A 25362-nucleotide genomic window follows, 5' to 3' on the forward strand; every position below is an offset into this window, starting at 1 on the left:
GGACTTGGCACTCCGGCAGGAAGAGTGCCAGAGGGGATCGCCGAGGGAACGGACTTCGGACCAACGGCCGGACGGGAGGTGTGCGCCGTGCTCAGCGAGCGTCGACTTGAAGTCCTCCGCGCCATCGTCCAGGACTACGTCGGCACGGAGGAACCGGTGGGCTCCAAGGCGCTCACGGAGCGCCACAACCTGAAGGTGTCGCCGGCCACTGTCCGCAACGACATGGCGGCACTGGAGGACGAGGGGTACATCGCCCAGCCGCACACCAGCGCGGGCCGTATCCCCACCGACAAGGGGTACCGCCTCTTCGTCGACAAGCTCGCCGGGGTCAAGCCGCTGTCGTCCCCCGAGCGGCGCGCCATCCAGAACTTCCTCGAAGGAGCCGTCGACCTCGACGACGTCGTCGGCCGTACGGTCCGGCTGCTGGCCCAGCTCACCCGGCAGGTCGCCGTGGTGCAGTATCCGTCGCTGACCCGTTCGACGGTGCGGCACGTGGAGCTGCTGGGGCTGGCGCCCGCGCGGCTGATGCTGGTGCTGATCACCGACACCGGCCGGGTCGAGCAGCGGCTGATCGACTGCCCGGCGCCGATCGGTGAGACGGTCCTGGCGGATCTGCGGGCCCGGCTCAACAGCCGGGTGGTCGGCGAGCGCTTCACCGAGGTCCCCTCCCTGGTGCAGGACCTGCCGGAGGCGTTCGACGCCGACGACCGGGGCACGATCCAGACGGTGCTGGCCACCTTGCTGGAGACCCTGGTCGAGGAGACCGAGGAGCGGCTGATGATCGGCGGCACCGCCAATCTGACCCGCTTCGGGCACGACTTCCCGCTCACCATCCGGCCCGTTCTGGAGGCGCTGGAGGAGCAGGTCGTCCTGCTGAAGCTGCTCGGCGAGGCCAAGGACCCGGGTATGACCGTACGAATCGGGCATGAGAACCAGCACGAGGGACTGAGTTCCACATCGGTCGTCTCGGTCGGTTACGGTTCGGGCGACGAAGCAGTCGCCAAACTCGGCGTGGTCGGACCGACCCGCATGGACTACCCCGGAACGATGGGAGCTGTACGCGCAGTGGCACGGTACGTCGGACAGATCCTGGCGGAGTCATAAGTGGCGACGGACTACTACGCGGTCCTCGGTGTGCAACGTGACGCCTCGCAGGACGAGATCAAGAAGGCGTTCCGCAGACTCGCGCGCGAGCTGCACCCGGACGTCAATCCGGACCCGAAGACCCAGGAGCGGTTCAAGGAGATCAACACCGCTTACGAGGTGCTCTCGGACCCGCAGAAGAAGCAGGTCTACGACCTGGGCGGGGACCCGGCCTCCGGCGCCGCGGGTGCCGGCGCGGGCGGGTTCGGCGCGGGCTTCGGCAACTTCAGCGACATCATGGACGCCTTCTTCGGCACGGCGGCGCAGCGCGGCCCGCGCTCGCGCACCCGCCGGGGCCAGGACGCCATGATCCGGCTGGACATCGATCTGGACGAGGCCGCGTTCGGCACCACCAAGGACATCCAGGTCGACACCGCCATCGTCTGCGGCAGCTGCAGCGGTGACGGTGCCGCACCCGGCACCTCGGCGCAGACCTGCGACATGTGCCGGGGCCGTGGCGAGGTCTCCCAGGTCACCCGGTCCTTCCTGGGCCAGGTCATGACATCCCGGCCCTGCCCCCAGTGCCAGGGCTTCGGCACCGTGGTGCCCACCCCCTGCCCGGAGTGCGCGGGCGACGGGCGGGTGCGCTCGCGGCGCAGCCTCACCGTGAAGATCCCGGCCGGTGTCGACAACGGCACCCGCATCCAGCTCGCGGGCGAGGGCGAGGTCGGCCCGGGCGGCGGCCCGGCCGGTGACCTGTATGTGGAGATCCACGAGAACGCGCACCCGGCCTTCCAGCGCCGCGGTGACGACCTGCACTGCACCGTCACCATCCCCATGACCGCCGCTGCTCTCGGTACGAAGGTGCCGCTGGAGACGCTGGACGGCATGGAGGAGATCGACATCCGGCCCGGCACCCAGTCCGGCCAGTCGATCCCGCTGCACGAGCGCGGCATCACCCATCTGCGCGGCGGTGGCCGCGGCCAGCTCATCGTCCATGTCGAGGTGACGACCCCGACGAAGCTGGAGCCCGAGCAGGAGGAACTCCTCCGCCGCCTGGCCAAACTCCGCGGCGAGGAACGGCCTACCGGCCAGTTCCAGCCCGGTCAGCAGGGGCTGTTCTCCCGGCTGAAGGACGCTTTCAACGGGCGTTGAGGACCGGCGGCCGGGGTTCGGCCGGGGGTTCGGGGGTTGTCCCCCGGGTGGATGGGTCAGCCGGGTCAGCAGGGGCTGTTCTCCCGGCTGAAGGATGCCTTCAACGGGCGTTGAGGACCGGCGGCCGGGGGTTCGGCCCCGGTGCCGAACCGGGCACCGGGGGCGCGGTGGCGGACACCGAGGGTGCACGGGGGTGTGCGGTGGGGGCGTGACAGGATGTGGCCATGTCCACCTCGTCGCCTTCGCTCTCCGAGCTGACTGCGCACCCCGTCATCCAGGCCCCGATGGCAGGTGGGGTCTCCCGCCCCGAGCTGGCCGCGGCGGTGAGCGAGGCGGGTGGCCTGGGCTTTCTGGCCGCCGGGTACAAGACGCCCGAGGCGATGTACGAGGAGATCAGACAGCTGCGGCAGCTGACGGGGCGCCCGTTCGGCGTCAATCTGTTCATGCCGCAGCCGCGCACCACCGACCCGTCCGCGGTCGACGTCTACCGCGAACAACTCGCGGGCGAGGCCACCTGGTACGAGACGGAGCTGGGCGACACCGACGTCACGACGGACGACGCGTACGAGGCGAAGCTGGCGATCCTCCACGACGATCCGGTCCCGGTCGTCTCCTTCCACTTCGGCTGCCCCACCCGCCGGGTGCTGGCGCGGTTCGCACAGCAGGGCACCTGCACCGTGGTGACCGCGACCTCGGTCGCTGAGGCGCGCGCGGTGCAGGCGGCCGGTGCGCACGCCGTGTGCTTGCAGGGCATAGAGGCGGGCGGCCACCAGGGCACGCACCGCGACGACGCGCAGGGTGACCGCGGGAGCGCCGGTATCGGGCTGCTGTCGCTGATCACGCAGGTCAAGGAGGCGGTGGAGCTGCCACTGATCGCCGCGGGGGGACTGATGCGCGGGCAGCAGATCGCCGCCGTGCTCGCCGCGGGCGCGGTGGCCGGGCAGTTGGGCACCGCCTTCGTGCCCACCGAGGAGTCCGGTGCCCACCCGCTGCACAAGCAGGCGCTGACCAGTCCGCTGTTCACCCGCACCGAGCTGACCCGGGCCTTCTCGGGGCGCCCGGCGCGCGGACTGGTCAACCGCTTCCTGCGGGAACACGGCCCGTACGCGCCCGCTGCCTACCCGCAGCTGCACTATCTGACGGCCGGGCTGCGCAAGGCCGCCGCCAGGGCGAAGGACCCGCAGGCGATGGCCCTGTGGGCGGGTCAGGGGCACCGGCTGGCGCGGGAGTTGCCCGCCGGGCAGTTGGTGGAGGTGCTGGCGGCGGAGCTCGCCGAGGGGCGTACGGCACTCGCGGGGTCGCCCTCGTGAGCGCGCCGGTCTTCCTCGCCGACTCGGGGCTGCTGCGCCCGGGCACGGTGGTACTGGACGGGCCGGAGGGGCGGCACGCCGTCTCGGTGCGGCGGCTGCGCCCCGGCGAGGAGATCGTCCTGACGGACGGCGCCGGAGCGGGCGCGTACGGGAGCGTGACCGCCGCCGAGGGCAAGGACCGGCTGCAGATCGCCGTCCGCGAGGTCCGTACGGAGCCGGAACCGCGGCCGCGGCTGACCGTCGTACAGGCGCTGCCCAAGGGGGACCGGGGGGAGCTGGCGGTGGAGACGATGACGGAGACGGGCGTGGATGCCGTCGTGCCGTGGGCGGCGTCGCGCGCCGTGACCCGGTGGAAGGGGGAGCGGGCGGCCAAGTCGCTCGCCAAGTGGCGGAACACCGCGCGGGAGGCGGGTAAGCAGGCGCGTCGGCTGCGGTTCCCCCAGGTCGCCGACCTCGCCTCCACCGCCGAGGTCGCACAGCTGCTGCGGTCGGCCGACTTCGCCGGGGTGCTGCACGAGGAGGGCAGCACTCCGCTGGCCACCGCCGAGTTGCCCGCGGTGGGGGAGATCGTGTTGGTGGTGGGGCCCGAGGGCGGCGTCGCCCCCGAGGAGCTGGAGCTGTTCGCCGCCGCCGGGGCCGCCCCGTTCCGGCTGGGGCCGTCCGTGCTGCGGACCTCCACGGCCGGGACGGCCGCCGCCGCCGTCGTTCTCGCCCGTTGCGGTCGCTGGAACTGAGGGGCTGTCCGATCGCCGGGGGCCACGACACCCCTCGGGTAACATCCCGGCATGGCTTCCAACGGAGAACCGCAGCAGGACTGTCTGTTCTGCAAGATCGTCGCCGGCGAGGTGCCCGCGACGCTGGTGCGGGAGACCGACACGACCGTTGCGTTCCGCGACATCAACCCGCAGGCGCCCACCCATGTGCTGGTGATCCCCAAAGCGCACCATCCGGACGCGGCCTCGCTCGCGGCGGCCTCTCCGCAGCTGATCGCCGACGTGGTGCGGGAGGCCGGCGAGGTGGCGGCGATGGAGAAGATCGCCGTGCCGCACGGCGGTCCGGGCACCGGGTACCGGGTGGTCTTCAACACCGGTTCGGGCGCGGGGCAGACGGTCTTCCACGCGCACGCCCATGTGCTCGGGGGCCGCGGTCTGGAATGGCCGCCCGGATGAGAGCGACGCAAGTGAGGCGGTGAGGCGCGTTGTCGGTGCGAGAACTGGTCGTACTGGGTACCGCCAGCCAAGTGCCCACCCGGCAGCGCAACCACAACGGATACATCCTGTTGTGGGACGGCGAGGGCATCCTGTTCGACCCGGGTGAGGGCACCCAGCGGCAGATGCTGCACACCTCCGTCGCCGCGCACGATCTGACCCGTATCTGCCTGACGCACTTCCACGGCGACCACACCCTCGGTCTGCCCGGCGTCATCCAGCACATGAGCCTCGACGGGGTGCCGCACGAGGTGACGGCGTACTTCCCGGCGAGCGGGCGCCACTACTTCGAACGGTTGCGGCACGCCACGCCGTTCCATGACACGGTGCGGCTGCGCGAGGAGCCCGTCACCGCACCGGGGGTGCTGGCCGGCGGCCCGGCGCAGCCCGAGGTGCCGTTCACCCTGGAGGCGCGTCGGCTCTCGCACCGCATCGACACCTTCGGCTACCGGCTCACCGAACCGGACGCGCGCCGTATGCTGCCCGACCTGCTGGCGGAGCGCGGTATCAGCGGTCCGGACGTGGGCCGCCTCCAGCGGGAGGGGGAACTGCGTGGCGTACGTCTGGAAGAGGTCAGCGAGCCGCGGCGGGGACAGCGCTTCGCCTTCGTCATGGACACCCGGCTGTGCGACGGGGTCCACGAGCTGGCCGAGGGCTGCGACATGCTCGTCATCGAGTCGACGTTCCTGCAGGCCGACGCGGAGCTGGCCGAGGTCTCCGGGCATCTGACGGCCTTCCAGGCGGGCCGGGTCGCTGCCGAGTCGGGCGTACGGCATCTGGTGCTGACGCACTTCTCGCAGCGCTACCAGGACACCGATGTGTTCGCCGCGGAGGCACGCGCCGCCGGCTTCGAGGGCGAACTGACGGCGGCGCGGGACCTGATGCGCGTCCCGGTGCCCAAACGGGCCTGACCGGCCCGCGGAGTCAGAAGCCCAGCCGGCGCAGCTGCTTGGGATCGCGCTGCCAGTCCTTGGCGACCTTGACGTGCAGATCGAGGTAGACGGGGGTGCCCAGCAGCGCCTCGATGTGCCGGCGCGAGCTGCTGCCGACCTCCTTGAGGCGCTTGCCCTTGGGGCCGATGACGATGCCCTTCTGGCTGGGGCGCTCGATGTAGATGTTGGCGTGTACGTCCAGCAGCGGACGGTCGGCGGGGCGGTCCTCGCGGGGCACCATCTCCTCGACCACCACCGCGATCGAGTGCGGCAGCTCGTCCCGTACGCCCTCCAGCGCCGCCTCGCGGATCAGCTCGGCGACCATGACCTGCTCGGGCTCGTCCGTCAGATCGCCGTCCGGGTACAGCGGCGGACCCTGCGGCAGCAGCGGCACCAGCAGATCGGCCAGCAGGTCCACCTGGGAGCCCTCGGTGGCGGAGACCGGAACGATCTCCGCCCACTCGATGCCCAGCTCCCGGCCGAGCTGGTCGACGGCGAGGAGCTGCTCCGCGAGCGCCTTGCTGGAGACCAGGTCGGTCTTGGTGACCACGGCGACCTTCGGCGTCCGCTTCTTCAGCTCGGCCAGCTCCCCGGCGATGAACCGGTCGCCCGGGCCGATCTTCTGGTCGGCGGGCAGGCAGAAGCCGATGACGTCGACCTCCGCCCAGGTGGTGCGCACCACGTCGTTGAGGCGCTCGCCGAGCAGGGTGCGGGGCTTGTGCAGGCCGGGGGTGTCCACCAGGACGAGCTGGGCTTCCGGGCGGTGCACGATGCCGCGCACCGTGTGCCGGGTCGTCTGCGGGCGGGTGGAGGTGATCGCGACCTTCGTGCCCACCAGCGCATTGGTCAGCGTCGACTTGCCCGCGTTCGGGCGTCCGACGAAGCAGGCGAATCCCGAGCGGTGCTCTGCCTCGTCCCGGGCGCGGCCTTCGGTGTCGCCGGCGGTGGCGGAAGATGCGTTCATGACGACCATTCTCCCCGATGGACGGGGAGCTCTCGGCCGAGCCCTCGGCTCAGCCCGCCGTCACCGTCGAGTGCACCTCGCCGTCCGGCCCGGCCAGCAGCACCGGGGTGGCGGGCCCGCCCAGGTCCCGTACGGTCGCCAGGTCCTCGGCCGGGACCTGCTCGGCCTCCGAGACCACGGCCGCCGCCTCCAGGGAGGTGGCACCCGAGGCCACCGCCATCGCCACGGCCGTACGCAGCGCCGAAAGCCGCAGCGAGGGCAGCGCCACCGACCCCGCCACATAGGTGCGTCCCGTCTCGTCCCGCACTGCGGCGCCCTCCGGGACGGCGTTGCGGGCACGCGCACTGCGCGCCAGGGTGACGATCTTGCGGTCTTCCGGGTTCGGCCCGCCGGTGCTCTGGTCACTCATGACCGCGAGCATATGCGGTGCCCGCACCATGCCCTCCAGGTGCCTCACCTACCGGGTGCCTCATCCCGCGACCTGGTGGAGGGTGGCGCGGCGCAGCTCCGGCTCGGCCAGCCGCTGCAGCTTCTCGGCGGTGCCGGTGCCCGCGACCGGGTTGTGCAGGATGAGTCTGAGATCGGGCCGGGCCGGCACCTGGAGCGTCGTCGACTCGAAGTGCAGCGCGCCCACCACCGGGTGGTCCAGCTCCTTGCGCCGCTGACCGGGGCGGCAGACATCGCCCAGCCCCCACAGCCGGCGGAAGTCGTCGCTGTTGGCCAGCAGCTCCTCCAGCAGCAGCTGGAACCCCTCGTCCTGCGGCCACTCCGCCAGTGAGGCGCGCAGTTCGGCGACGACGCCCGGCGCGTTCTGCTCCCAGCTGACCGAGCGGGCGCGGTAGCGCTCGTCGCAGAAGAAGTTGATGATGCAGTTCTCCTGCGCGTCCATGCCCATCACCAGCCGCGCCGACTCGTTGAGCCCGACGGCGCTGTAGTACGGGTCCATGATGTGCGCCGGATACGGCATCCAGGTGTCGATGAGCCGCTGCAACCCGTCGCACAGATAGTCGCGGTCATACTCCGACTCGGGCAGCGGCGGGTTGAGGCCCGCCAGTACGTACAGATGCCGCCGCTCGGCAGCGCTCATCCGCAGCACCCGCGCCACCGCGTCGAGTACCTGCGGGGAGACGGTGATGTCCCGGCCCTGCTCCAGCCACTGGTACCAGGAGGCGCCCACCCCGGCGAGCACGGCCACCTCCTCGCGGCGCAGCCCCGGTGTCCGGCGCCGGGGGCCGCCGTCGGGCAGTCCCGCCTCGGCGGGGGAGACGCGGGCCCGGCGGGAGCGCAGAAATGTGCGCAGCTCCGCGCCGCGCCGGGCTGTCTCCGGTCGGCTCCTCGATGCACTGGCCACCTGATCCCCTCCCTGACTGGTGGTGCGGGCACCACCATAAACAGCAGCTCCCCACGGGGTGTTCCGCGCCAGCAGGCTGTGATCATGCCAACGACCGCTTCCGTACCGGATACGACCGCGCCCGCGCCGGTCCCCGACCACGACCACCCGGCACCGTCCGGCCGTCCGGCCGACTCCCGGCCGTCCCAGCGCTTCACCCCGCGCGAGATCCTGCTCCTCGTGGTGCTGTGCGCCTCGCAGTTCCTCGTCGCGCTCGACTTCTCCGTGCTGAACGTCGCGCTGCCCGTCCTCGGCCCCGACCTGGGGCTGGGCGAGGCCGGGCTGCAGTGGGCCGTGACCGCTTTCGCGCTCCCCACCGGCAGCTTCCTGCTGCTCTTCGGCCGCCTGGGCGACCAGTTGGGCCGCCGCCGTACGTTCCTGACCGGGCTGGCCCTCTTCACGGGGGCCTCGGTGCTGGCCGCCGTCGCACCCACCGCGCCGCTCTTCCTGGCCGGGCGCGCACTCCAAGGGCTCGGTGCCGCCGCACTGGTTCCCACCGGCATGGCCCTGATCACCACCTCGTTCGCCGAGGGCCCCAAGCGCACCAAGGCGCTGAGCATCAACGGCTCGCTGATGGCACTGGGCTTCACCGTCGGCATGGTCGTCGGCGGCATCCTCACCGACACCCTCGGCTGGCGCTCCACCATGGGCCTGCTGGGTGTGGGCGGGGTGCTGGTGCTGCTGGCCGCGCCCCGGCTGCTGAGCGAGAGCCGGGGGCCGCGCACCCGGTTGGACGTGCCCGGTGCGCTGACCGTCACCGGGGGGCTCTTCGGTGTCGTCTACGGGCTGTCCACCGCAGCCGAGGAGGGCTTCTCCCGCCCCGATGTGCTGATCGCCATCGTCGCCGGGCTGGCGCTGCTCGTCCTGTTCGTCCGGGTGGAGGCCCGCAGCGCCGAGCCGCTGCTGCCGCTGTGGATGCTGCGCCGCCCCACTGTCGCCTTCGGCAACCTGGCCGGGCTCGTCACCGTCTCGATGATGACCGCCGTGGTCTTCTTGATGACGCTCTACCTCCAGGACCTGCTGGGTGTCTCCGCACTCGTCTCCGGCCTGGTCTTCGGCGTGCAGGGGCTCGCCTCCGTCGCGGGCGGCGCCGTCGCACCCCGGGTGGCCCGCCGGATCGGCGCCCCGCGCACCCTGGCGCTCGCCCTGATCGGTCAGGGGGCGCTGACGGCGGCGCTGCTGGGCCTGGGCACCGGGAGCGGGCTGTGGCTGGTCGTGGTGGCCATCTCACTGGCCAGCGGGCTGCACCTGGTGGCCGTCGTCACCTACGGCGTCACCGCCACCTCCGGACTCGACGACACCGACCAGGGCCGCGCCACCTCGCTGGTCACCAGCGCCATGCAACTCGGCCTGGCGCTCGGCATCCCGCTGCTGAGCGCCCTGTCCGTCGGCTGGGCGGGTGTCCTGCGCAGTGGCGGCACCTCAGCCGACGCCGCCACCCTGGGCGGGATCAAGCTGGGTCTCGGTGCCGATGTCGTCGTCCTGCTCGCCACCGGCGCCCTGGTGGCCCTCACGGTGGGCCGTCGCCGACCTGCGGAGCAGCCGTAGCCGGGGGAGTGCCCGCCCCTGCCCGACGTCTGCGGGCTGCGGGAGCGGCGTGGCCGCTCGCGCAGTTCCCCGCGCCCCTTCGGGGCGCAGCCCTGCGCACGCCGGGCACGCGCTAGTCGCCCTGCTCCGGGGGCACCGTCGGTGTGGGGGTGCGCCCTTCCGTCACGGCTTTCAGCCGCGCGGCGGCGGCCTTCGCCGCCCGCGTCGTCACAGCCGTGTCGCCGTCGCCGACGGACAGCAGCGCCAGCCCCGTCGTGGACTGCTTCACCCGCGTCAGCACCAGGTCGAGGGTGAGCTGCTCGCCGTCGGCCGGGCCGCCCCGGGCGGTGCCGCGCAGCCGGGCGCTCGCGCTGTCGGCGCCGGTTGGCACCTTCAGCCGGGAGACGGTGAACTGGACGGTGACCGCGTTGTTCTCGGTGGTGAACTTCCTGCAGCTCTCGCGGACGCTCTCGAAGATGCTCAGCGCCCGCTTGGAGCCGTCGCCGCCCGTGCTGTCGTAGGAGGCGACTTCGCTGGAGAGGTAGGGGCCGTCGGCGCTCTTGCGGTGGTCGCGGGAGGCGTCGGTGCGGGCCTCGTGCTTGTCCAGGTCACCGCCGAGCGCGTCGAGCAGCCGCTTGCAGTTGCGGTCCTTGGTGCTCAGGTCGTCGGGCGCGTCCCCGGCCGCCGTGGTGTCGTCCAGGTCCGCGTGCTGCCACCCGGCCGGCAGGACGCCCTCGACCAGCAGCGCGGCACGGGCCTGCTGCTTGCTGAGCGGACCGTCGGCCTTCGTGGGCGAACCGGTCGGGGTGGCGCCGGGCTTCGACGGCGGCGGAGAGGGGGAGGAGGTCCCGTCACCGGGCCCGGCCTCCCCGTCGTCGCCGCAGCCCACCAGGGGCAGCAGGACGGCGGCGACCAGGGCGCCGGCGAGGGGAAAGCAGCGTGCAGCGCGCATCGGATCGCCTTTCGGACGGCCTCACATCCCAGCCGGCCAGTTGCCGCCCCGGAGCGCGAGCGGGGAGCCCCCGAACAGGTGGCGGCGGCCGGGTACGCCCGAGGCGTCAGCCCTGCCCCAGCCGCAGCCGCTCCCACCGGGGCAGCCCGGCGACCACTAGGTCGTAGGAGTCCTCGACCATCTCCCGCACGGTCCGGTCCGACAGGCTTCCGTCGAGGGTCACCGTGTTCCAGTGGCGCTTGTTGAGGTGCCAGCCGGGCCGCACCGCCGGATACGACGCGCGCAGCCGCACCGCGATCTCCGGATCGCACTTGAGGCTCACGCTCAGCGGTGTCTCGTCCAGGGCGCTGAGGGCGAAGATCTTGCCGCTGACCTTGAAGGTGGACAGCCCCGGGTAGGTGGAAAACGGAAAGTCCTCCCACGCCTCGTTCTGCTCCAGGCAGCAGGCTTTGAGCTCGTCCGGCGTCATGGCCACAGCGTAGGTGCCGCCTGTGACAGCGACCGCCGGGCCGAGGGCTGCCGCGGCCCGGCGGACCAAGGCCGGCACCGTCAGCCCTCGGTGAGCGCCGTGCTCTCCTCGCCGTCCGCCGCGGCCGGCTCCCGGACCGGCTCGACGAGCACCGTCACGATCTTGTTGCGGCGGCCCGCCGGGGACTCGGCCGTCAACCGCAGGCCCGTCAGGGTGGGATCGGAGTGGTCCTGGGAGACATCGACCGTGGTGGTCGCGCCGGCGATCGGTACCCGGCCCAGCGACTTGGCGAGCAGCCCGCCGACCGTCTCCACGTCCTCGTCGTCCAGCCCCGTCAGCCCGAACAGTTCGCCCAGGTCGCCGATGTCCAGCCGGGCCGTGACCCGGTAGCGGCCCTCGCCCAGCTCCTCCACGGGCGGCAGCTCACGGTCGTACTCGTCGGCGATCTCCCCGACGATCTCCTCCAGGATGTCCTCGATGGTCACGATCCCGGCGGTGCCGCCGTACTCGTCGATCACCACGGAGACATGGATGCGGTCCTTCTGCATCTCCCGCAGCAGATCGCCCGCGTTCTTGGTGTCCGGTACGAAGGTGGCGGGCCGCATCGCGGTGGAGACCAGCTCCGTCTCCGCGTCCCGGCTGACGTGCACCTTCCGGGCCAGGTCCTTGAGGTAGACGATGCCCACCACGTCGTCCTCGCTCTCCCCGACCACCGGGATCCGCGAGAAGCCCGAGCGCAGGGCCAGCGTCAGCCCCTGCCGGATCGTCTTGAACCGTTCGATCGTGATCAGGTCCGTACGCGGGACCATCACCTCGCGTACCAGCCGGTCACCGAGCTGGAAGACGGAGTGCACCATCTTCCGCTCCTCCGCCTCGATCAGCGACTCCTGCTCCGCGAGATCCACCATCGCGCGCAGTTCCGCCTCGCTGGCGAACGGTCCCTTGCGGAATCCCTTCCCCGGGGTGAGCGCGTTGCCGAGCAGGATCAGCAGCTGCGGCACCGGGCCCAGGATGCGGGCCAGCGGCAGCAGTACATAGGAGGCGGCCGTCGCCGTGTTCAGCGGGTGCTGGCGGCCGATGGTGCGCGGCGACACCCCGATGGCGACATAGGAGACGAAGACCATCACACCTATGGCGACGGCCAGCGCCTGCCACGTCCCGTCGATGGCGCGCAGACAGGCGTACGTCACCAGCGCGCCGGCCGCCACCTCGCAGGCGACCCGCAGCAGCAGGGCCAGGTTGAGGTAGCGCGTCGGGTCGGCGGCCACCGCGGCCAGCTTGGCGCCGCCGCGCCGGCCCTGGCGCACGGCCTCCTCGGCCCGGTAGCTGGTCGTGCGGGCCAGCCCCGCCTCGGCGCAGGCGGCCAGCCACGCCACGATCACCAGCAGGACGACGGCGGCGAGAAGCGGTGTGCTCACGATGTCGTCGTGGGTGCGGGAGAGGGCCCGGACAGTCCGCGCTCGGCGCGCCAGCCGTCGACGATCGCGGACTGCAGTCCGAACATCTCGGCCCGCTCGCCGGGCTCCTCGTGGTCGTAGCCCAGCAGATGCAGCACGCCGTGCACGGTGAGCAGTTGCAGCTCCTCGTCCATGGAGTGCTGCGTCGGTGCGTCGGCACCCTGCTTCTCGGCCACCTCGGGGCACAGCACGATGTCACCGAGCAGACCCTGCGGGGGCTCCTCCTCGTCCCGGGACGGCGGGCGCAGCTCGTCCATCGGGAAGGACATCACGTCGGTGGGCCCCGGCAGTTCCATCCACTGCTTGTGCAGCTGCTCCATGGTGGCGGCGTCGACCGCGATCACCGACAGCTCGGACAGCGGATGGATCCGCATTCGGGCCAGGGCATAGCGGGCGATGTCGAGCACCGCTTCCTCGTCGACCCGGCGGCCGGACTCGTTGTTGACGTCGATCGACATGGTGGTGCCGACTACTTCCTCTTGCGGTGGCCACGGTTCGCGTGCGCATCGGCGCCCGCGCTGTCGCCCTCGGCCGGAGCGGCCTGCTGGGCGTTGTCGTAGCGGTCGTACGCGTCGACAATACGGCCCACCAGCTTGTGCCGGACCACGTCTGTGCTGGTCAGCTGCGAGAAGTGGACGTCTTCCACGTCTTGCAGGATCTCCCGCACCTGGCGCAGTCCGCTCTTCGTCCCGCCGGGCAGGTCGACCTGGGTCACATCGCCCGTGATCACTATCTTCGAGTCGAAGCCGAGCCGGGTGAGGAACATCTTCATCTGCTCGGGGTTCGTGTTCTGCGCCTCGTCCAGGATGATGAATGCATCATTCAACGTTCTGCCCCGCATGTAGGCCAGTGGCGCCACCTCGATCGTCCCGGCCGCCATCAGACGGGGGATCGAGTCGGGGTCGAGCATGTCGTGCAGCGCGTCGTACAGCGGCCGCAGATACGGGTCGATCTTCTCGTAGAGCGTGCCCGGCAGAAAGCCGAGCCGCTCACCGGCCTCGACCGCGGGCCGGGTGAGGATGATGCGCGTGACCTGCTTGGCCTGGAGCGCCTGCACCGCCTTGGCCATGGCGAGATATGTCTTTCCGGTGCCGGCCGGGCCGATACCGAAGACGACCGTGTGCTGGTCGATCGCGTCCACGTAGCGCTTCTGGTTGAGCGTCTTGGGGCGGATCGTGCGGCCTCGGTTGGAGAGGATGTTCTGGGTGAGCACCTCGGCGGGCGTCTCGTCGACGGCGCCCGTGCCGTTCTCCTGTGCGCGCAGCATGGAGATCGAGCGCTCCACCGCGTCCTCCGTCATCGGCTGGCCGGTGCGCAGCACCAGCATCATCTCGTCGAAAAGGCGCTGGACCAGGGCGACCTCCGCGGGGTTACCCGTCGCGCTGATCTCGTTGCCCCGGACATGGATGTCCGTACCGGGGAACGCGTCCTCGATCACGCGCAGCAGAGAGTCTCCGGAGCCCAGCACCGTCACCATGGGGTGGCTGGGTGGCACGGTGAAGCGGGCTGTCTCCTGCCCGGATCCGGCCTGGGATGGGGTTGTCTGCGTCATGGGCGGCCTCTGGGGCCTGCTCATCTCCCTCGCTGCGGCGTACCTCCACTACGCCTCCAGGGTACGACGAGGCTCCAGGAGCGCTCACCGGTTTTGCGGGGCGGGCACCGGCGCCAGGGCGGCGGGCCGGGGCACCGCCCGTTCCCTCAGACGGAGACGAGCCGGGGGCCGAGCGGACGGTGCCTGCTGATGTTCTTCTCCAGCAGTTCGGTGGAGGCCCGCACACCGATCGATCCGGGCTCGGCGAACTCGGGCAGGCGTCCGTCGGCTGCCTTGAGCTCGGTGAGCGCCGCGTCGATCGCGGCGTGGGCGGCGAACAGGCAGGGGGTGCTGTAGATCGCCACCTGGCACCCCAGGGTGGTCAGTTCGCCGAGGGAGAGGCGGGGGGACCTGCCGCCCGCGATCTGGTTGAACAGCAGCGGCTTGTCGCCGACGGCAGCCCGGATGCGGCGGATCCCCTCGACGCTGCGCACCCCGTCGACGAGGACGATGTCGGCGTCGGTCTCCGCCAGCGCCCGGGCCCGGCGCAGGATGTCCGCCTCCTCCGAGGCGTCGGTGCGGGCGACCACCACCAGGTCCCGCCTGCTGTCCAGCACCAGGTGGAGTTTCTCCAGGTACTCCTCCAGCGGGAGCAGCAGCTTGCCCTCGGCGTGGCCGCACCGGCGCGGGCGCTTCTGGTCCTCCAGGACGACTCCGGAAGCCCCGGTCCTCTCCAGCCGCTGTACGACGTGGCAGGCGACCTCCGGGTCCACGTAGCCGTCGTCGATGTCGACCAGCAGATGCTGGGTGGGGAAGGCCAGGCGCAGCCTCTCCACGAAGGCCACCATGTCCGGCCAGGCGATGAAGCCCATGTCCGGCAGTCCGTAGTGGGAGGCGGCGAATCCGAAGCCGGAGACGAAGAGACCGTCGTAGTGCCGGGCGGCGAGGGATGCCGAGTACATGTCGTAGATCCCGATGAGCGGGGTGGTCCCTGGGGAGCGGACGTCCTCCCGCAGCGCGTCTCCGTAGCGCATCGCGTGGTCCTTTCGAAGGGAGGAGGGCAGCGGAACCCGGCACCGCGGAGCGGCCCGCCGGACGGGCCGACGGGAGGGTGCACGCGGTGGCGCGCCATATGCAGAAAGTCACTATGTGCTTACCCTGAGTTGCCGACCTTTATCCGGGCCGACGGGCGGACCGGCGGGCGGGATCGGGGCTCCCGCCGGTCCGGTCCGCGTCCCGGACGGTGGGTGTCAGCCCTCGCGGTCGCGGAAGCCGAGGGTGGGGACGGCGCGGCGGGGCGGCGACGAGGCGGCGCAGTCGGTGAGGATGCGGCTGAGGAAGGCGTAGTGGCCGCAGCTGGGCTCCTGGGAGCCCACCCGGCGCCACCAGGCGGCGATCTCGGGCCAGCCGGGGGCGGAGAGGGAGCCGCCGAACTCCTGGACGGACAGCGCGGCGGTGAGCCCGGCGAAGGCGAGACGGTCGGCCAGCGGCCATCCGGCGAGGCTGCTGGTGACGAATCCCGCGACGAACACATCGCCGGCGCCCGTGGTGTCCAGGGCCTCCACGGCGATGCCCGGCACGGTGGCGGTCTCCCCGGTGCGGGCGTCCACGGCGTAGGCACCGTCCGCTCCCATGGTGACCACGGCGACCGGTACCTGCTCGGCCAGGGCGTGCGCGGCGGCGTACGGGGTGTCGGCGCGGGTGTAGCGCATCGCCTCGGCGGCGTTGGGCAAGAACGCCTCGCAGTGGGGCAGTTCGGCCAGTGCCGCGAGGTCCCAGCGGCCGGTCTCGTCCCAGCCGACGTCGGCGAAGATGCGGCTGCCGCGCCGTGCGGCGGTCGCGATCCACTCCTGGGCGCGGCCCGGCACCAGCGAGGAGACGCACGCGGTGGCGGGGGGCGGGCACTCGGGAGCGTCCGGGTCGTAGGCGGTGGCGGCGTTCTTGGGGGGTGCCTCGTGCCCGTGGGAGATCATCGTGCGTTCGCCCTCGTACGCCATCGAGACGGTCACGGGGGAGTGCCAGCCGGGGACGGTGTGGGAGAGGGAGAGGTCGATGCCCTCGCCCGCCTCCAACTCCTCGCGGCAGTAGTCGCCGTACATGTCGTCGCCGAACGCGGCGGCGAGCGAGGTGCGCAGGCCGAGGCGGGCGAGCGCGGTGGCCATGTTGGCGATGCCGCCGGGGGAGGAGCCCATACCGCGGGCCCACGACTCGGTGCCGCGTACCGGCGCCGAGTCCAGCCCGGTGAAGATGATGTCGAGGAAGACGGTGCCGGTCAGATAGACGTCCCAGCGGGGGGCGTCGGAAGGGCGGACCGCCGCCAGCGGGTCGAAGAGCGGGCGGGAGAGGGCGGCGCGGTGCGCCTGCCGGGGGTGCGCGGGGTGCGCCGGGTGCGGGGGAGCCACGGGGCCGCGTCCCGGCCGGCCGGGCTGGGAACACCCCTGGCCGGAGACCGGCGGCGAACCGGCCTGGGGGTTTTCGCGCGTGCTCACCGTGCTCACCGTGCCTTCCCCGTCGATGTGCTGTCCCCGTTCCGCCACGGCGGGGTGCCCGGCGCGGCGTACCACCGGCGGCTGCCACCAACCGTGCGGCGTGCCACCGACCATAGTGCCTCCCGGGCCGGGGCCGGGGCCCGTGCGGCGGTGTTCCACCCCACGGGATCACGGGCGCGAGCGGCGGGGAGAACGGCGAGCGGAACGGCGGGGTGAACGGCGGGCGAGGCCCCCGGTGCACGCTCGTGGCGGCCGCCGGGCGCGGGCTGTCACCAGCGGGGCACGGAGGGTGTGACCCACTCCGGGTCGGCCACCCGCATGGCTGCCGCGTCGTCGCGGTCGCGCAGCGTGCCGTCGTCGGCCAGCCAGCGCTCGTGCAGGGCTGCGAGCCGGTCGTGGTCGAGCTGGACGCCGAGGCCGGGGGCGTCGGAGACGTCCACACAGCCGTCGCGGAAGACGAGCCGCTCGGTGAGGACGTCCTCGGTCTGCCAGGGGTAGTGGCTGTCGCAGGCGTGGTCGAGGTCGGGCACGGTGGCCGCGACGTGGGTCATGGCGGCGAGGCTGATGCCCAGGTGGGTGTTGGAGTGCATGGACAGGGCGACGCCGAAGGTGCGGCAGATCGCGGCGAGTTCGCGGGTGGCGCGCAGCCCGCCCCAGTAGTGATGGTCGCTGAGCACCACTTGGACGGCGCCGCTGGTGAACGCCTCGGGGATCTCTTCGAGGGTGGTGACGCACATGTTGGTCGCCAGCGGCACGCCGGCGTGTGCGGCGATCCGCGCCATCGCCCGGGTGCCGCTCGCCGGGTCCTCCAGGTACTCCAGTACGTCGCGCAGTTCGTTCGCCACGTGCAGCGAGGTCTCCACCGACCAGGCGCCGTTGGGGTCCAGCCGCAGCGGCCGGCCGGGGAAGGCGTCGGCGAGGGCGCGGACGGCGGCGATCTCCTCCTCGGGCGGGAAGACGCCGCCCTTGAGCTTGAAGGAGCCGAAGCCGTACTCGTCCACGAACCGGCGGGCCTGCGCGACGATGCCCGCCGGATCGAGCGCGGCCTGCCACTCGTCGGGCTCGCCGGCGGGTTCCGGCGCGGCGCCGGGTCGGCAGGCGCGGGCGGGGTGGTCAGCCCAGCGGTAGAAGAGGTAGGCGCTGTATTCGACACGCTCGCGCACCTGCCCGCCCAGGAGCGCGTGCACGGGCAGGCCGAGCGTTTGGCCGAGCGCGTCCAGGCAGGCGACCTCGAAGCCGGACAGCACCGACAGCCGCAGTTTCCCGGCGGTCTGGGTGCCGCGCAGGCCGCCGACGTCGACACCGTCCTCGACCCGTTCCTCGGCGACCGCCACCTGACCGGCCCGCAACGCGAGTCCGTTCAGGTCGCTGACCGATGTTCCGGGGAGTGCCGCGGCCAGCGGCCGTGCGAGATCGAGGTACTTGGTGTCGCCGTAGGTTTCGCCGACCCCGGTGACCCCGCCCGCCGTCTCGATCTGGACGATCAGCCGTGGCGTGTACGGCTGGTGCACGCCCTGGGTGTTGAGCAGCGGCGGGTCGGCGACGAGCACGGGGGTGAGATGTACGCCGGTGATGGTCAGGTCCTTCACGCGCGTGCTCATGCTGGCTCCCGCTTCCGGCCCGGTGCCGTCCGGTCCTACCGATGTTTATGTATGCGTACGGAGATTAAGGAGCTGAACAAAGCGGGGTCAAGGGTGCCGAGTCCGTGGCGCAGGTTTTGCCCAGCGTTGAATCTCCGCGCGTAGATGTGCGGTTGGCTGCGCTGCTACGTTCCCGGGGACCTTCTCCGGGTTCTCATGCCCCTGCCAACTCGCTGCGAGGAGCCGCGCCATGCCCCGTTCTCTCCGTTCTGTTCTGCCCCTGGTGGCCGTCGCCGCCGTGGCGGGCTCGGCACTCTTCGGGGTCGGTCAGGCGATGGCCGACCACGCGGTGCCCAGGACCGACAAGGAGATTCCCAACCTCGATCAGGTGAAGACCAGAATCGAGGCGTACTACGGCGACATCGAGACATCGGACGGCGAGCACTACGCCTCTCCGCACAGCAACTACGCCCAGCAGACGCGCCGCATCGCGGCCAAGGCCCGCAAGAACCTCGAACGGGACCTGCGCGCACACCGCTCAGGGGGCGGCTCGAAGAACAAGCCCGCCGTCGTGTTCGACGTGGACGACACCACGCTGCTGACCTACAACTTCGAGCGGAAGATCGGCTACCACTTCACCCCCGAGGCGCAGGACGACTATCTGCGCACCGAGAACATGGACCCGGTCTTCGGGATGCGCAAGCTCGTCAACTGGGCCGACAGCAAGGGCATCACGGTGTTCCTGGTGACCGGGCGCAAGGAGTACCAGCGCGACTGGAGCGTGCGGAACCTCAAGAAGGTCGGCTACAAGAACCCGGTCGACAAGAAGCACTTCTTCCTCAAGAACGAGGAGCACCCGCCTCCCTACCTGGACTGCGGCAGCGACTGCACGACCGTGGAGTACAAGTCGGGCACCCGCAAGCACATCGAGGAGCAGGGCTACGACATCCTCGCCAACTTCGGCGACCAGTACAGCGACCTCAAGGGCGGGCACGCCGACCGGAAGGTCAAGCTGCCCAACCCCATGTACTACCTGCCCTGACCGGATACCACCTGCCCGCACCGGCTCGGACCGCTGCCCGCGCCGGTTGCCCGGGCCGCTGCCCGCACGGCTGCCGGAAGCGGGGCACGGGGCCGGGGCAGGCCGCTCACGCTCCTTCCTTGAGCACCTTTCTCACCAGCGCCGACTGCGCCTCGGTGAGTTTGGGGTCGGCGAAGTGGGCGGTGGCGGCGGAGCCTTCGGACTCCACCCTGACCTCGTAGTGGAACCCGTCGGGCACGCCCATCGGCGCTTCGCCGAGGCCCTCGCGCACCGCCTGGTCGGCCAGGTGCGCGAGTTCCTCGGCGTCGGGCCGGCCCGCGGTCTGAAGGGTGGCGCGGCGGGTGAGCCCGCCGAAGCCACCCGTGCGGATGACAGTGATACGCATACGTCCATCTTCCCGGCAATCCGGCCGCACGTTAAGTACCGCAGGGACTGCTTCGGGACGAGGACGTCAGCGAGCTGTCACCTCGCGGTCACACCCACCTCGGACCAGCACTTGCGTACCGCCTCGTGCTCGTCGCTGCCGTCGCCGTAGCGGGACTTGGCGGCCTCGGTGGTCGCCGTGGCGAAGGTCGCGAAGTCCGTGTCCGGCTGCAGCGAACCGCCGGTGAGGGTGTCGTACCAGATCTGGCCGGCGCGCTCCCAGGCGTTGCCGCCCAGCTCCATGGCGAGGGTGTAGAAGGCATGGTTGGGGATGCCGGAGTTGATGTGCACCCCGCCGTTGTCGGCGCCGGTGTTGACGTAGTCCTCCATCTTCGCCGGCTGCGGGTCCTTGCCGAGCACGTCGTCGTGGTAGGCCGTGCCGGGTGCCTTCATCGAGCGCAGCGCCTGGCCCTCCACCCGGTCGGTGAACAGCCCGGAGCCGATCAGCCAGTCCGCGTCCTGTGCGCTCTGGCCCAGGCTGTGCTGCTTGATCAGGGCGCCGAAGACGTCGGAGACCGACTCGTTGAGCGCCCCGGACTGGCCCTGGTACTCCAGATTGGCGCTGTACTGGGTCACGCCGTGGGTCAGCTCGTGGCCGATGACGTCCACCGGCAGGGTGAAATCCCGGAAGAGTTCGCCGTCGCCGTCGCCGAACACCATGCGCTCGCCGTCCCAGAAGGCGTTGGCGTACTCCTCGCCGTAGTGCACCGTCGCGTCCAGGGCCAGCCCCGCGCCGTCGATCGAGTAGCGGTCGTAGACGCTCAGGAACAGCTCGAAGGTGGCACCCAGGCCCGCGTAGGCGCGGTTGACCGAGGCGTCCTGGACGGGCTCGCTGCCCTCCTCGCGCACCGTCTTGCCGGGCAGCGTCTCCTTGTTCTCCGCGTCGGAGATGGTGCGCTGCGGTTTGCGGTCCGCGGGGTCGATGTCCGGCGCCACGGGGGCTGCGGAGAGCAGGCCGTGACGCACAGTGGTGATCTGGCGGCGGGTGCGCTGGGTCGCGTCCCGCTCCAACGTGCGCCGCGCCGGCCGGGAGAGAACCTCGTCGCTGTTCCTGGATACCTGGTCGAGGAGGTGTGGAGGCACGATCGTGCAGAAGACGGGATGGGTCTGCGGTGAGTGCGCGCGATGTGCGTTCATACAGAGCAATGTGGCACTCCGTTACCGAGCTGTCACCGGTTGCGGCGATGATTCGCGCAAAACGGTGTTGAACCGGGTAGCGTGATGCCCTTTTTCGTCCACTTCTCCGATATCGGCGCACGCCTCCGGTCACGCGCGGTGACCGCCGTCAGTCGTCGGGCTTCGCCGTCACGCTCCGCTGTCACCTCCGCCACCGGGCCCGCCCTCGCCCGCCCCCTCCTCCGCGTTCCGGCACCCGGCACCCGTGTCCCGCTGCCGCCTTCCGGTATCCCGCATGGTGATACGCCACTGAGAGCCCGCCGGACCTCCGTTATGCTGCGAACATCATGCGTTTCGGGCTGCTTCTTCTTAGCTGCCGCGGCGAGGGTCTGTAGCCACCGCAAGGCCGACCCCCTCCCCGCGGAGTTCGGTGCTGTCGTCGGTCTTGGAACAGCCACCTCACCAGGAGCCTGAACGCCATGACATCCCAGCAGCCCACCCGACCTGCCCGCTCGACGCAGGCCCCCATCGGGCGCGCCACCCCGCTGACCGCCGCCTCGGTACGCCAGCGCCCCTCCGGTATGCCGGTCCACCGGTACGGGCAGTACGAGGCCGTCGACCTGCCCGACCGCACCTGGCCCGACAACCGGATCACCAAGGCGCCGCGCTGGCTGTCGACCGATCTGCGGGACGGCAACCAGGCGCTGATCGACCCGATGTCCCCGGCCCGCAAGCGGGAGATGTTCGACCTGCTGGTCCGGATGGGCTACAAGGAGATCGAGGTCGGTTTCCCCTCCTCCGGCCAGACCGACTTCGACTTCGTACGCTCCATCATCGAACAGGACGCGATCCCCGAGGACGTGACGATCTCCGTCCTCACCCAGGCCCGCGAGGAGCTGATCGAGCGGACCGTCGAGTCGCTGAAGGGCGCCCACCACGCCACGGTGCACCTGTACAACGCGACGGCCCCCGTCTTCCGCGAGGTCGTCTTCCGCGGCACCCGCGACCAGGTCAAGCAGATCGCGGTGGACGGCACCCGGCTGGTGCTGGAGTACGCCGAGAAGCTGCTGGACGACCGCACCGTCTTCGGCTACCAGTACAGCCCGGAGATCTTCACCGACACCGAGCTGGACTTCGCGCTGGAGGTCTGCGAGGGCGTCATGGACGTATGGCAGCCCGAGGACGGCCGCGAGATCATCCTCAATCTGCCCGCGACCGTGGAGCGCTCCACGCCCAGCACCCACGCCGACCGGTTCGAGTGGATGGGCCGCCGGCTGTCCCGCCGTGAGCACGTGTGCCTGTCCGTGCACCCGCACAACGACCGCGGCACCGCGGTGGCCGCCGCCGAGCTGGCCGTGATGGCGGGCGCCGACCGTGTCGAGGGCTGTCTGTTCGGGCAGGGCGAGCGCACCGGCAACGTCGACCTGGTGACGCTGGGCATGAACCTGTTCAGCCAGGGTGTCGACCCGATGATCGACTTCTCGCAGATCGACGAGATCCGTCGCACCTACGAGTACTGCAACCAGATGGAGGTCCACCCGCGCCACCCGTACGTGGGCGACCTGGTCTACACCGCCTTCTCCGGCTCCCACCAGGACGCCATCAAGAAGGGCTTCGACGCCATGGAGGCCCGCGCGGCCGAGGCCGGCAAGAGCGTGGACGACGTCGAGTGGGCCGTCCCCTACCTGCCGATCGACCCCAAGGACGTGGGCCGCTCCTACGAGGCCGTCATCCGCGTCAACTCGCAGTCCGGCAAGGGCGGCATCGCCTACGTCCTCAAGGGCGAGCACAGCCTGGATCTGCCCCGCCGGATGCAGGTGGAGTTCTCCAGGATCATCCAGGAGAAGACGGACGCGGAGGGCGGCGAGGTCACGCCCGCCGACATCTGGGCCGCCTTCCAGGACGAGTATCTGCCGACCCCCGGGAAGAGCTGGGGCCGCATCGCGCTGCGCGGCGCGCAGACCTCCACCACCAGCGAGGGCGCCGACGCGCTGACCGTCGAGGCGGTGGTCGACGGCGAGCCGGTGGTGCTCAGCGGCACCGGGAACGGCCCGCTGGCGGCCTTCTTCGACGCGCTGCACGCCATCGACGTGGACGTACGGCTGCTCGACTACGTGGAGCACACCATGAGCGAGGGTGTCGGCGCCCAGGCCGCCGCCTACATCGAGTGCGCCATCGACGGGCAGGTGCTGTGGGGCGTGGGCATCGACGCCAACATCGTCCGGGCCTCCATCAAGGCGGCGGTCTCGGCGGTGAACCGCGCGTATCGGGGCTGAGCCGCGTACGCCGTGGCAGGCCGCCGTTTCGGTGGTGGCCCGCCACGGCTTGTACCGGTGAGGGGGTGCCCCTTGCTGTCGTCTGCGGGCTGTCCGTCCGCGGTGGCTGTGGGGGCACCTCCCGGCCGAAGGCTGGGGGAGCGCAGTTCCCCGCGCCCCTGTCGGGGCGCGCGTCTTGCGCGTCGGCCGGCCGGAGTCGGGGGTAGGAGAGGGGTGCGGGGGCTGAAAAACTTCCCAGGGGCTGTCTCCGGCGCCCGGCTGTGGTTAATATCACGTCACCCGGCGACGTTGCCGAATCGTGATGGAGGTGCGAGGCCATGCGCCAACGACCCTTCCGTGTACGTCTCGCAGGGGTCCGCACGAGCTGGCGCACCCTCGATGACGGCGACTTCTTCTGCCCCGACTGCGGAGGCGACCGCCGCTACCGCAGACGGACCGGGCGGCGCCGCTTCGTCGTTCTGGGCGTCCCGCTGCTCCCGCGCGGTCCGGCCGGGCCCGTCGTCGAATGCGTCGCCTGCCGCGGCCACTTCGGCGCCGACACCCTGGACCGGCCCACCACCTCCCGGCTGGCAGGCATGCTGCGCGAGGCGGTGCACAGCGTGGCGCTCGCCGTGCTGGCCGCGGGCGGCTCGGACGCGCGCGCCGCGCGCGAGACGGCCGCCGAGACGGTTCGGGCGGCCGGGTTCCCCGGCTGCACCGAGGAGAAGCTGACCGCGCTGCTGGCCGCCCTCACCGCGGAGAGCAGACAGCACGGCCACGGCAGGATCACCCTGGAGATCGAGCTGCACGAGGTGCTCGCCCCGCTCACCCCGCACCTGGCCGTGCCGGGGCGGGAGAGCCTGCTGCTGCAGGGGGCGCGGATCGCACTCGCCGACGGGGTGTACTGCTCGGCCGAGCGTGAGGTGCTGGCCACCATCGGCCGGGCGTTGGAGATCGGCGCCGAGGACGTGGACCGGCTGCTGGTCCAGGCCCGCACCCCCTCCTGACGCGCTCGCCACCCGCTCCCTCGGTGGCCGGTCGCGGGGCCGCCCGCGGCATTGACTCGGGGCGGGGGTGCTGGTGGGCTCCCGGCATGACGAGCCATCAGCCGCTGCCCGCCTTCCCCGACGGCTTCCTGTGGGGTGTGTCCACCTCCGCCTTCCAGATCGAGGGCGCATCGGCCGAGGACGGGCGCGGGCCCTGCGCCTGGGACGCCTTCACCCGCCGTACCGGTCGGATCAAGGACGGCAGCGACGCCGCCGTCGCCACCGACCACTACCACCGCTGGCCCGAGGACGTGGCACTGCTGCGCGAACTGGGCGTCGACGCCTACCGGTTCTCCCTCTCCTGGCCCCGCGTCCTGCCCTCGGGCGGTGGACAGCTCAACCGACCGGGGCTGGACTTCTACGACAGGCTCGTCGACACGCTGTGCGAGGCCGGTATCCAGCCGGTGCCCACCCTCTTCCACTGGGACACCCCGCTGGCGCTGGAGGAGCGCGGCGGCTGGCTGCGCCGGGAGACGGCGCACCTGTTCGCCGACTACGCCGATATCGTCGCCGCCCGCCTCGGGGACCGGGTGAACCGCTGGATCACCCTCAACGAACCGGCCGAGCTGACCCTGCTCGGCTACGGTCTCGGCGTCCACGCGCCCGGCGAGCGGCTGCTGTTCGACGCGCTGCCCGCCGCGCACCACCAACTGCTCGGGCACGGGCTGGCGGTCCGCGCGCTGCGGGCCAACGGCGCGGACTCCATCGGTATCGCCAACTCGCACGGTCCCGTCCGGCCGCTGTCCGACAGCCCGGCCGACACCGGGGCAGCGGACTTCTACGACACCCTCACCAATCACCTGTTCGCCGACCCGTTGCTGCTGGGACGCTACCCGGACCAGGAGTTGGCCGAGCTGCTGCCCGGACCGGTCGAGGACGACCTGGAGGCGATCGGCGAACCGCTCGACTGGTACGGGATCAACTACTACCGGCCCACCGTGGTCGGCGCGGGCGGAGAAGGCGGCAAGTTCGCGGGTGTGGACATCCCCGCCGAAGTCCCGTTCACCCTCCACGAGACACCCGGCCGGGAACGCACCGGGTCCGGCTGGGCCGTCGTCCCCGAAGGGCTGACCGACACGCTGCGCACCCTGGGCGAACGGTACGGTGACCGGCTGCCGCCGGTGCTCATCACCGAGAACGGCTGCGCGTACCCGGACCGCACCCACGACGGCCGCCGGATCGACTTCCTCGACGCGCATCTGCGTGCGCTGCACACCGCCCTCACGGAAGGCGCCGATGTGCGCGGCTACTTCATCTGGTCGCTGCTCGACAACTTCGAGTGGGCCGAGGGCTACACACAGCGCTTCGGCCTCGTGCACGTGGACTACGCGACCATGGAGCGCACGCCCAAGGACTCCTTCCACTGGCTGCGCCGCGCACTTGCGGCCCGGCGTACCGCGGGGCCCCGCTGACGGGGTGGCCCGCAGCGGGAG

24 protein-coding genes are annotated in these 25362 nt (G+C 71.5%); 11 read left to right on the forward strand and 13 right to left on the reverse strand.

Features of this window, described 5'->3' with window-relative positions:
• Positions 1–87: 87 nt before the first annotated feature.
• From hrcA to JW613_RS10175, 6 genes are all read left to right on the forward strand, one after another.
• The gene (hrcA, locus tag JW613_RS10150) at positions 88–1104 is read left to right on the forward strand and encodes a heat-inducible transcriptional repressor HrcA (RefSeq protein WP_099886484.1); all 1017 of its coding nucleotides are present in this window, start codon (positions 88–90) and stop codon (positions 1102–1104) included.
• Positions 1105–2238 carry a molecular chaperone DnaJ gene (dnaJ, locus tag JW613_RS10155; protein ID WP_209210383.1) on the forward strand — a complete coding sequence of 378 codons (1134 nt, stop codon included), beginning with the start codon at positions 1105–1107 and terminating at the stop codon, positions 2236–2238.
• A gap of 224 nt (positions 2239–2462) precedes the next feature.
• Positions 2463–3548 carry a nitronate monooxygenase gene (locus JW613_RS10160; protein ID WP_209210384.1) on the forward strand — a complete coding sequence of 362 codons (1086 nt, stop codon included), beginning with the start codon at positions 2463–2465 and terminating at the stop codon, positions 3546–3548.
• A complete protein-coding gene (locus tag JW613_RS10165) occupies positions 3545–4282 on the forward strand; it encodes a 16S rRNA (uracil(1498)-N(3))-methyltransferase (protein WP_209210385.1) in 738 nt (245 codons plus the stop codon). The genes JW613_RS10160 and JW613_RS10165 overlap by 4 nt, the downstream gene beginning before the upstream one ends.
• A 51-nt stretch (positions 4283–4333) precedes the next feature.
• Complete coding sequence (locus JW613_RS10170; protein ID WP_209210386.1) at positions 4334–4717, forward strand: histidine triad nucleotide-binding protein; 384 nt, start codon at positions 4334–4336, stop codon at positions 4715–4717.
• A 29-nt stretch (positions 4718–4746) separates the two neighbouring features.
• A complete protein-coding gene (locus JW613_RS10175; RefSeq protein WP_209210387.1) occupies positions 4747–5667 on the forward strand; it encodes a ribonuclease Z in 921 nt (306 codons plus the stop codon).
• A gap of 13 nt (positions 5668–5680) precedes the next feature.
• Here JW613_RS10175 and era read toward each other — a convergent pair whose 3' ends face one another.
• The 3 genes from era to JW613_RS10190 are packed head-to-tail and all read right to left on the reverse strand — an operon-like array spanning position 5681 to position 8003.
• Entirely contained in the window at positions 5681–6652 is a 972-nt protein-coding gene (gene era, locus JW613_RS10180) for a GTPase Era (RefSeq protein WP_099886483.1), read from the reverse strand.
• A gap of 49 nt (positions 6653–6701) precedes the next feature.
• Complete coding sequence (locus JW613_RS10185; protein WP_209210673.1) at positions 6702–7073, reverse strand: cytidine deaminase-like protein; 372 nt, start codon at positions 7071–7073, stop codon at positions 6702–6704.
• A 48-nt stretch (positions 7074–7121) separates the two neighbouring features.
• Positions 7122–8003, reverse strand: a complete 882-nt coding sequence (locus JW613_RS10190; protein WP_209210388.1) for a helix-turn-helix transcriptional regulator — start codon at positions 8001–8003, stop codon at positions 7122–7124.
• Positions 8004–8087: 84 nt separating this feature from the next.
• Here JW613_RS10190 and JW613_RS10195 point away from each other — a divergent pair, with 84 nt between their 5' ends.
• The gene (locus JW613_RS10195) at positions 8088–9590 is read left to right on the forward strand and encodes an MFS transporter (protein WP_209210389.1); all 1503 of its coding nucleotides are present in this window, start codon (positions 8088–8090) and stop codon (positions 9588–9590) included.
• Positions 9591–9702: 112 nt separating this feature from the next.
• On the opposite strand, the gene JW613_RS10200 is transcribed toward JW613_RS10195, so the two are convergent.
• The 8 genes from JW613_RS10200 to JW613_RS10235 form a co-directional block, all read right to left on the reverse strand.
• Positions 9703–10521, reverse strand: a complete 819-nt coding sequence (locus tag JW613_RS10200) for a hypothetical protein (RefSeq protein WP_209210390.1) — start codon at positions 10519–10521, stop codon at positions 9703–9705.
• 106 nt (positions 10522–10627) lie between these two features.
• Positions 10628–10990, reverse strand: a complete 363-nt coding sequence (locus tag JW613_RS10205; RefSeq protein ID WP_209210391.1) for an MmcQ/YjbR family DNA-binding protein — start codon at positions 10988–10990, stop codon at positions 10628–10630.
• Positions 10991–11070: 80 nt separating this feature from the next.
• Positions 11071–12408: a hemolysin family protein gene (locus JW613_RS10210; protein WP_209210392.1), complete on the reverse strand. Its 1338-nt coding sequence runs from the start codon at positions 12406–12408 to the stop codon at positions 11071–11073.
• Positions 12405–12905, reverse strand: a complete 501-nt coding sequence (ybeY, locus tag JW613_RS10215; protein WP_209210393.1) for an rRNA maturation RNase YbeY — start codon at positions 12903–12905, stop codon at positions 12405–12407. The genes JW613_RS10210 and ybeY overlap by 4 nt, the downstream gene beginning before the upstream one ends.
• An 11-nt stretch (positions 12906–12916) precedes the next feature.
• The gene (locus JW613_RS10220; protein ID WP_209210394.1) at positions 12917–13999 is read right to left on the reverse strand and encodes a PhoH family protein; all 1083 of its coding nucleotides are present in this window, start codon (positions 13997–13999) and stop codon (positions 12917–12919) included.
• Positions 14000–14145: 146 nt separating this feature from the next.
• Positions 14146–15012, reverse strand: coding sequence for an isocitrate lyase/PEP mutase family protein (locus JW613_RS10225; protein ID WP_209210395.1), 867 nt, complete (start codon positions 15010–15012; stop codon positions 14146–14148).
• A gap of 216 nt (positions 15013–15228) precedes the next feature.
• Positions 15229–16476, reverse strand: coding sequence for a carbohydrate kinase family protein (locus JW613_RS10230; protein ID WP_209210674.1), 1248 nt, complete (start codon positions 16474–16476; stop codon positions 15229–15231).
• Between the two features lie 260 nt (positions 16477–16736).
• Complete coding sequence (locus JW613_RS10235) at positions 16737–18068, reverse strand: glucarate dehydratase family protein (RefSeq protein WP_209210396.1); 1332 nt, start codon at positions 18066–18068, stop codon at positions 16737–16739.
• 229 nt (positions 18069–18297) lie between these two features.
• On the opposite strand from JW613_RS10235, the gene JW613_RS10240 reads away from it, so the two are divergent.
• On the forward strand, positions 18298–19089 hold the full coding sequence (locus JW613_RS10240) for an HAD family acid phosphatase (protein ID WP_209210397.1): 792 nt from the start codon (positions 18298–18300) through the stop codon (positions 19087–19089).
• A gap of 106 nt (positions 19090–19195) precedes the next feature.
• Here the strand turns inward: JW613_RS10240 and JW613_RS10245 are convergent, their stop codons facing one another.
• The gene (locus JW613_RS10245) at positions 19196–19474 is read right to left on the reverse strand and encodes a protealysin inhibitor emfourin (protein WP_209210398.1); all 279 of its coding nucleotides are present in this window, start codon (positions 19472–19474) and stop codon (positions 19196–19198) included.
• Positions 19475–19551: 77 nt separating this feature from the next.
• A complete protein-coding gene (locus JW613_RS10250; protein ID WP_185016816.1) occupies positions 19552–20649 on the reverse strand; it encodes a M4 family metallopeptidase in 1098 nt (365 codons plus the stop codon).
• Positions 20650–21107: 458 nt separating this feature from the next.
• Here JW613_RS10250 and leuA point away from each other — a divergent pair, with 458 nt between their 5' ends.
• The 3 genes from leuA to JW613_RS10265 all read left to right on the forward strand — a co-directional run bounded on the left by leuA (position 21108) and on the right by JW613_RS10265 (position 25341).
• On the forward strand, positions 21108–22904 hold the full coding sequence (gene leuA, locus JW613_RS10255) for a 2-isopropylmalate synthase (protein WP_209210399.1): 1797 nt from the start codon (positions 21108–21110) through the stop codon (positions 22902–22904).
• A 317-nt stretch (positions 22905–23221) separates the two neighbouring features.
• Positions 23222–23890, forward strand: a complete 669-nt coding sequence (locus JW613_RS10260) for a TerB family tellurite resistance protein (protein ID WP_209210400.1) — start codon at positions 23222–23224, stop codon at positions 23888–23890.
• 86 nt (positions 23891–23976) lie between these two features.
• Complete coding sequence (locus JW613_RS10265; protein ID WP_209210401.1) at positions 23977–25341, forward strand: GH1 family beta-glucosidase; 1365 nt, start codon at positions 23977–23979, stop codon at positions 25339–25341.
• The last annotated feature ends 21 nt before the right edge of the window (positions 25342–25362 follow it).

This window comes from Streptomyces smyrnaeus (assembly GCF_017676345.1).
Lineage (GTDB): Bacteria > Actinomycetota > Actinomycetes > Streptomycetales > Streptomycetaceae > Streptomyces > Streptomyces smyrnaeus.

Excerpts from the sequence above, each read along its gene's own strand:
- JW613_RS10245 (WP_209210398.1), bottom strand. The coding sequence starts at position 19,474 with ATGCGTATCACTGTCATCCGCACGGGTGGCTTCGGCGGGCTCACCCGC.
- JW613_RS10195 (WP_209210389.1), top strand. The coding sequence starts at position 8,088 with ATGCCAACGACCGCTTCCGTACCGGATACGACCGCGCCCGCGCCGGTC.
- leuA (WP_209210399.1), top strand. The coding sequence starts at position 21,108 with ATGACATCCCAGCAGCCCACCCGACCTGCCCGCTCGACGCAGGCCCCC.
- ybeY (WP_209210393.1), bottom strand. The coding sequence starts at position 12,905 with ATGTCGATCGACGTCAACAACGAGTCCGGCCGCCGGGTCGACGAGGAA.
- JW613_RS10240 (WP_209210397.1), top strand. The coding sequence starts at position 18,298 with ATGCCCCGTTCTCTCCGTTCTGTTCTGCCCCTGGTGGCCGTCGCCGCC.
- JW613_RS10205 (WP_209210391.1), bottom strand. The coding sequence starts at position 10,990 with ATGACGCCGGACGAGCTCAAAGCCTGCTGCCTGGAGCAGAACGAGGCG.
- era (WP_099886483.1), bottom strand. The coding sequence starts at position 6,652 with ATGAACGCATCTTCCGCCACCGCCGGCGACACCGAAGGCCGCGCCCGG.
- JW613_RS10170 (WP_209210386.1), top strand. The coding sequence starts at position 4,334 with ATGGCTTCCAACGGAGAACCGCAGCAGGACTGTCTGTTCTGCAAGATC.
- JW613_RS10200 (WP_209210390.1), bottom strand. The coding sequence starts at position 10,521 with ATGCGCGCTGCACGCTGCTTTCCCCTCGCCGGCGCCCTGGTCGCCGCC.
- JW613_RS10160 (WP_209210384.1), top strand. The coding sequence starts at position 2,463 with ATGTCCACCTCGTCGCCTTCGCTCTCCGAGCTGACTGCGCACCCCGTC.
- JW613_RS10265 (WP_209210401.1), top strand. The coding sequence starts at position 23,977 with ATGACGAGCCATCAGCCGCTGCCCGCCTTCCCCGACGGCTTCCTGTGG.
- JW613_RS10220 (WP_209210394.1), bottom strand. The coding sequence starts at position 13,999 with ATGACGCAGACAACCCCATCCCAGGCCGGATCCGGGCAGGAGACAGCC.
- JW613_RS10185 (WP_209210673.1), bottom strand. The coding sequence starts at position 7,073 with ATGCTCGCGGTCATGAGTGACCAGAGCACCGGCGGGCCGAACCCGGAA.
- JW613_RS10235 (WP_209210396.1), bottom strand. The coding sequence starts at position 18,068 with ATGAGCACGCGCGTGAAGGACCTGACCATCACCGGCGTACATCTCACC.
- JW613_RS10260 (WP_209210400.1), top strand. The coding sequence starts at position 23,222 with ATGCGCCAACGACCCTTCCGTGTACGTCTCGCAGGGGTCCGCACGAGC.
- JW613_RS10250 (WP_185016816.1), bottom strand. The coding sequence starts at position 20,649 with ATGAACGCACATCGCGCGCACTCACCGCAGACCCATCCCGTCTTCTGC.
- JW613_RS10225 (WP_209210395.1), bottom strand. The coding sequence starts at position 15,012 with ATGCGCTACGGAGACGCGCTGCGGGAGGACGTCCGCTCCCCAGGGACC.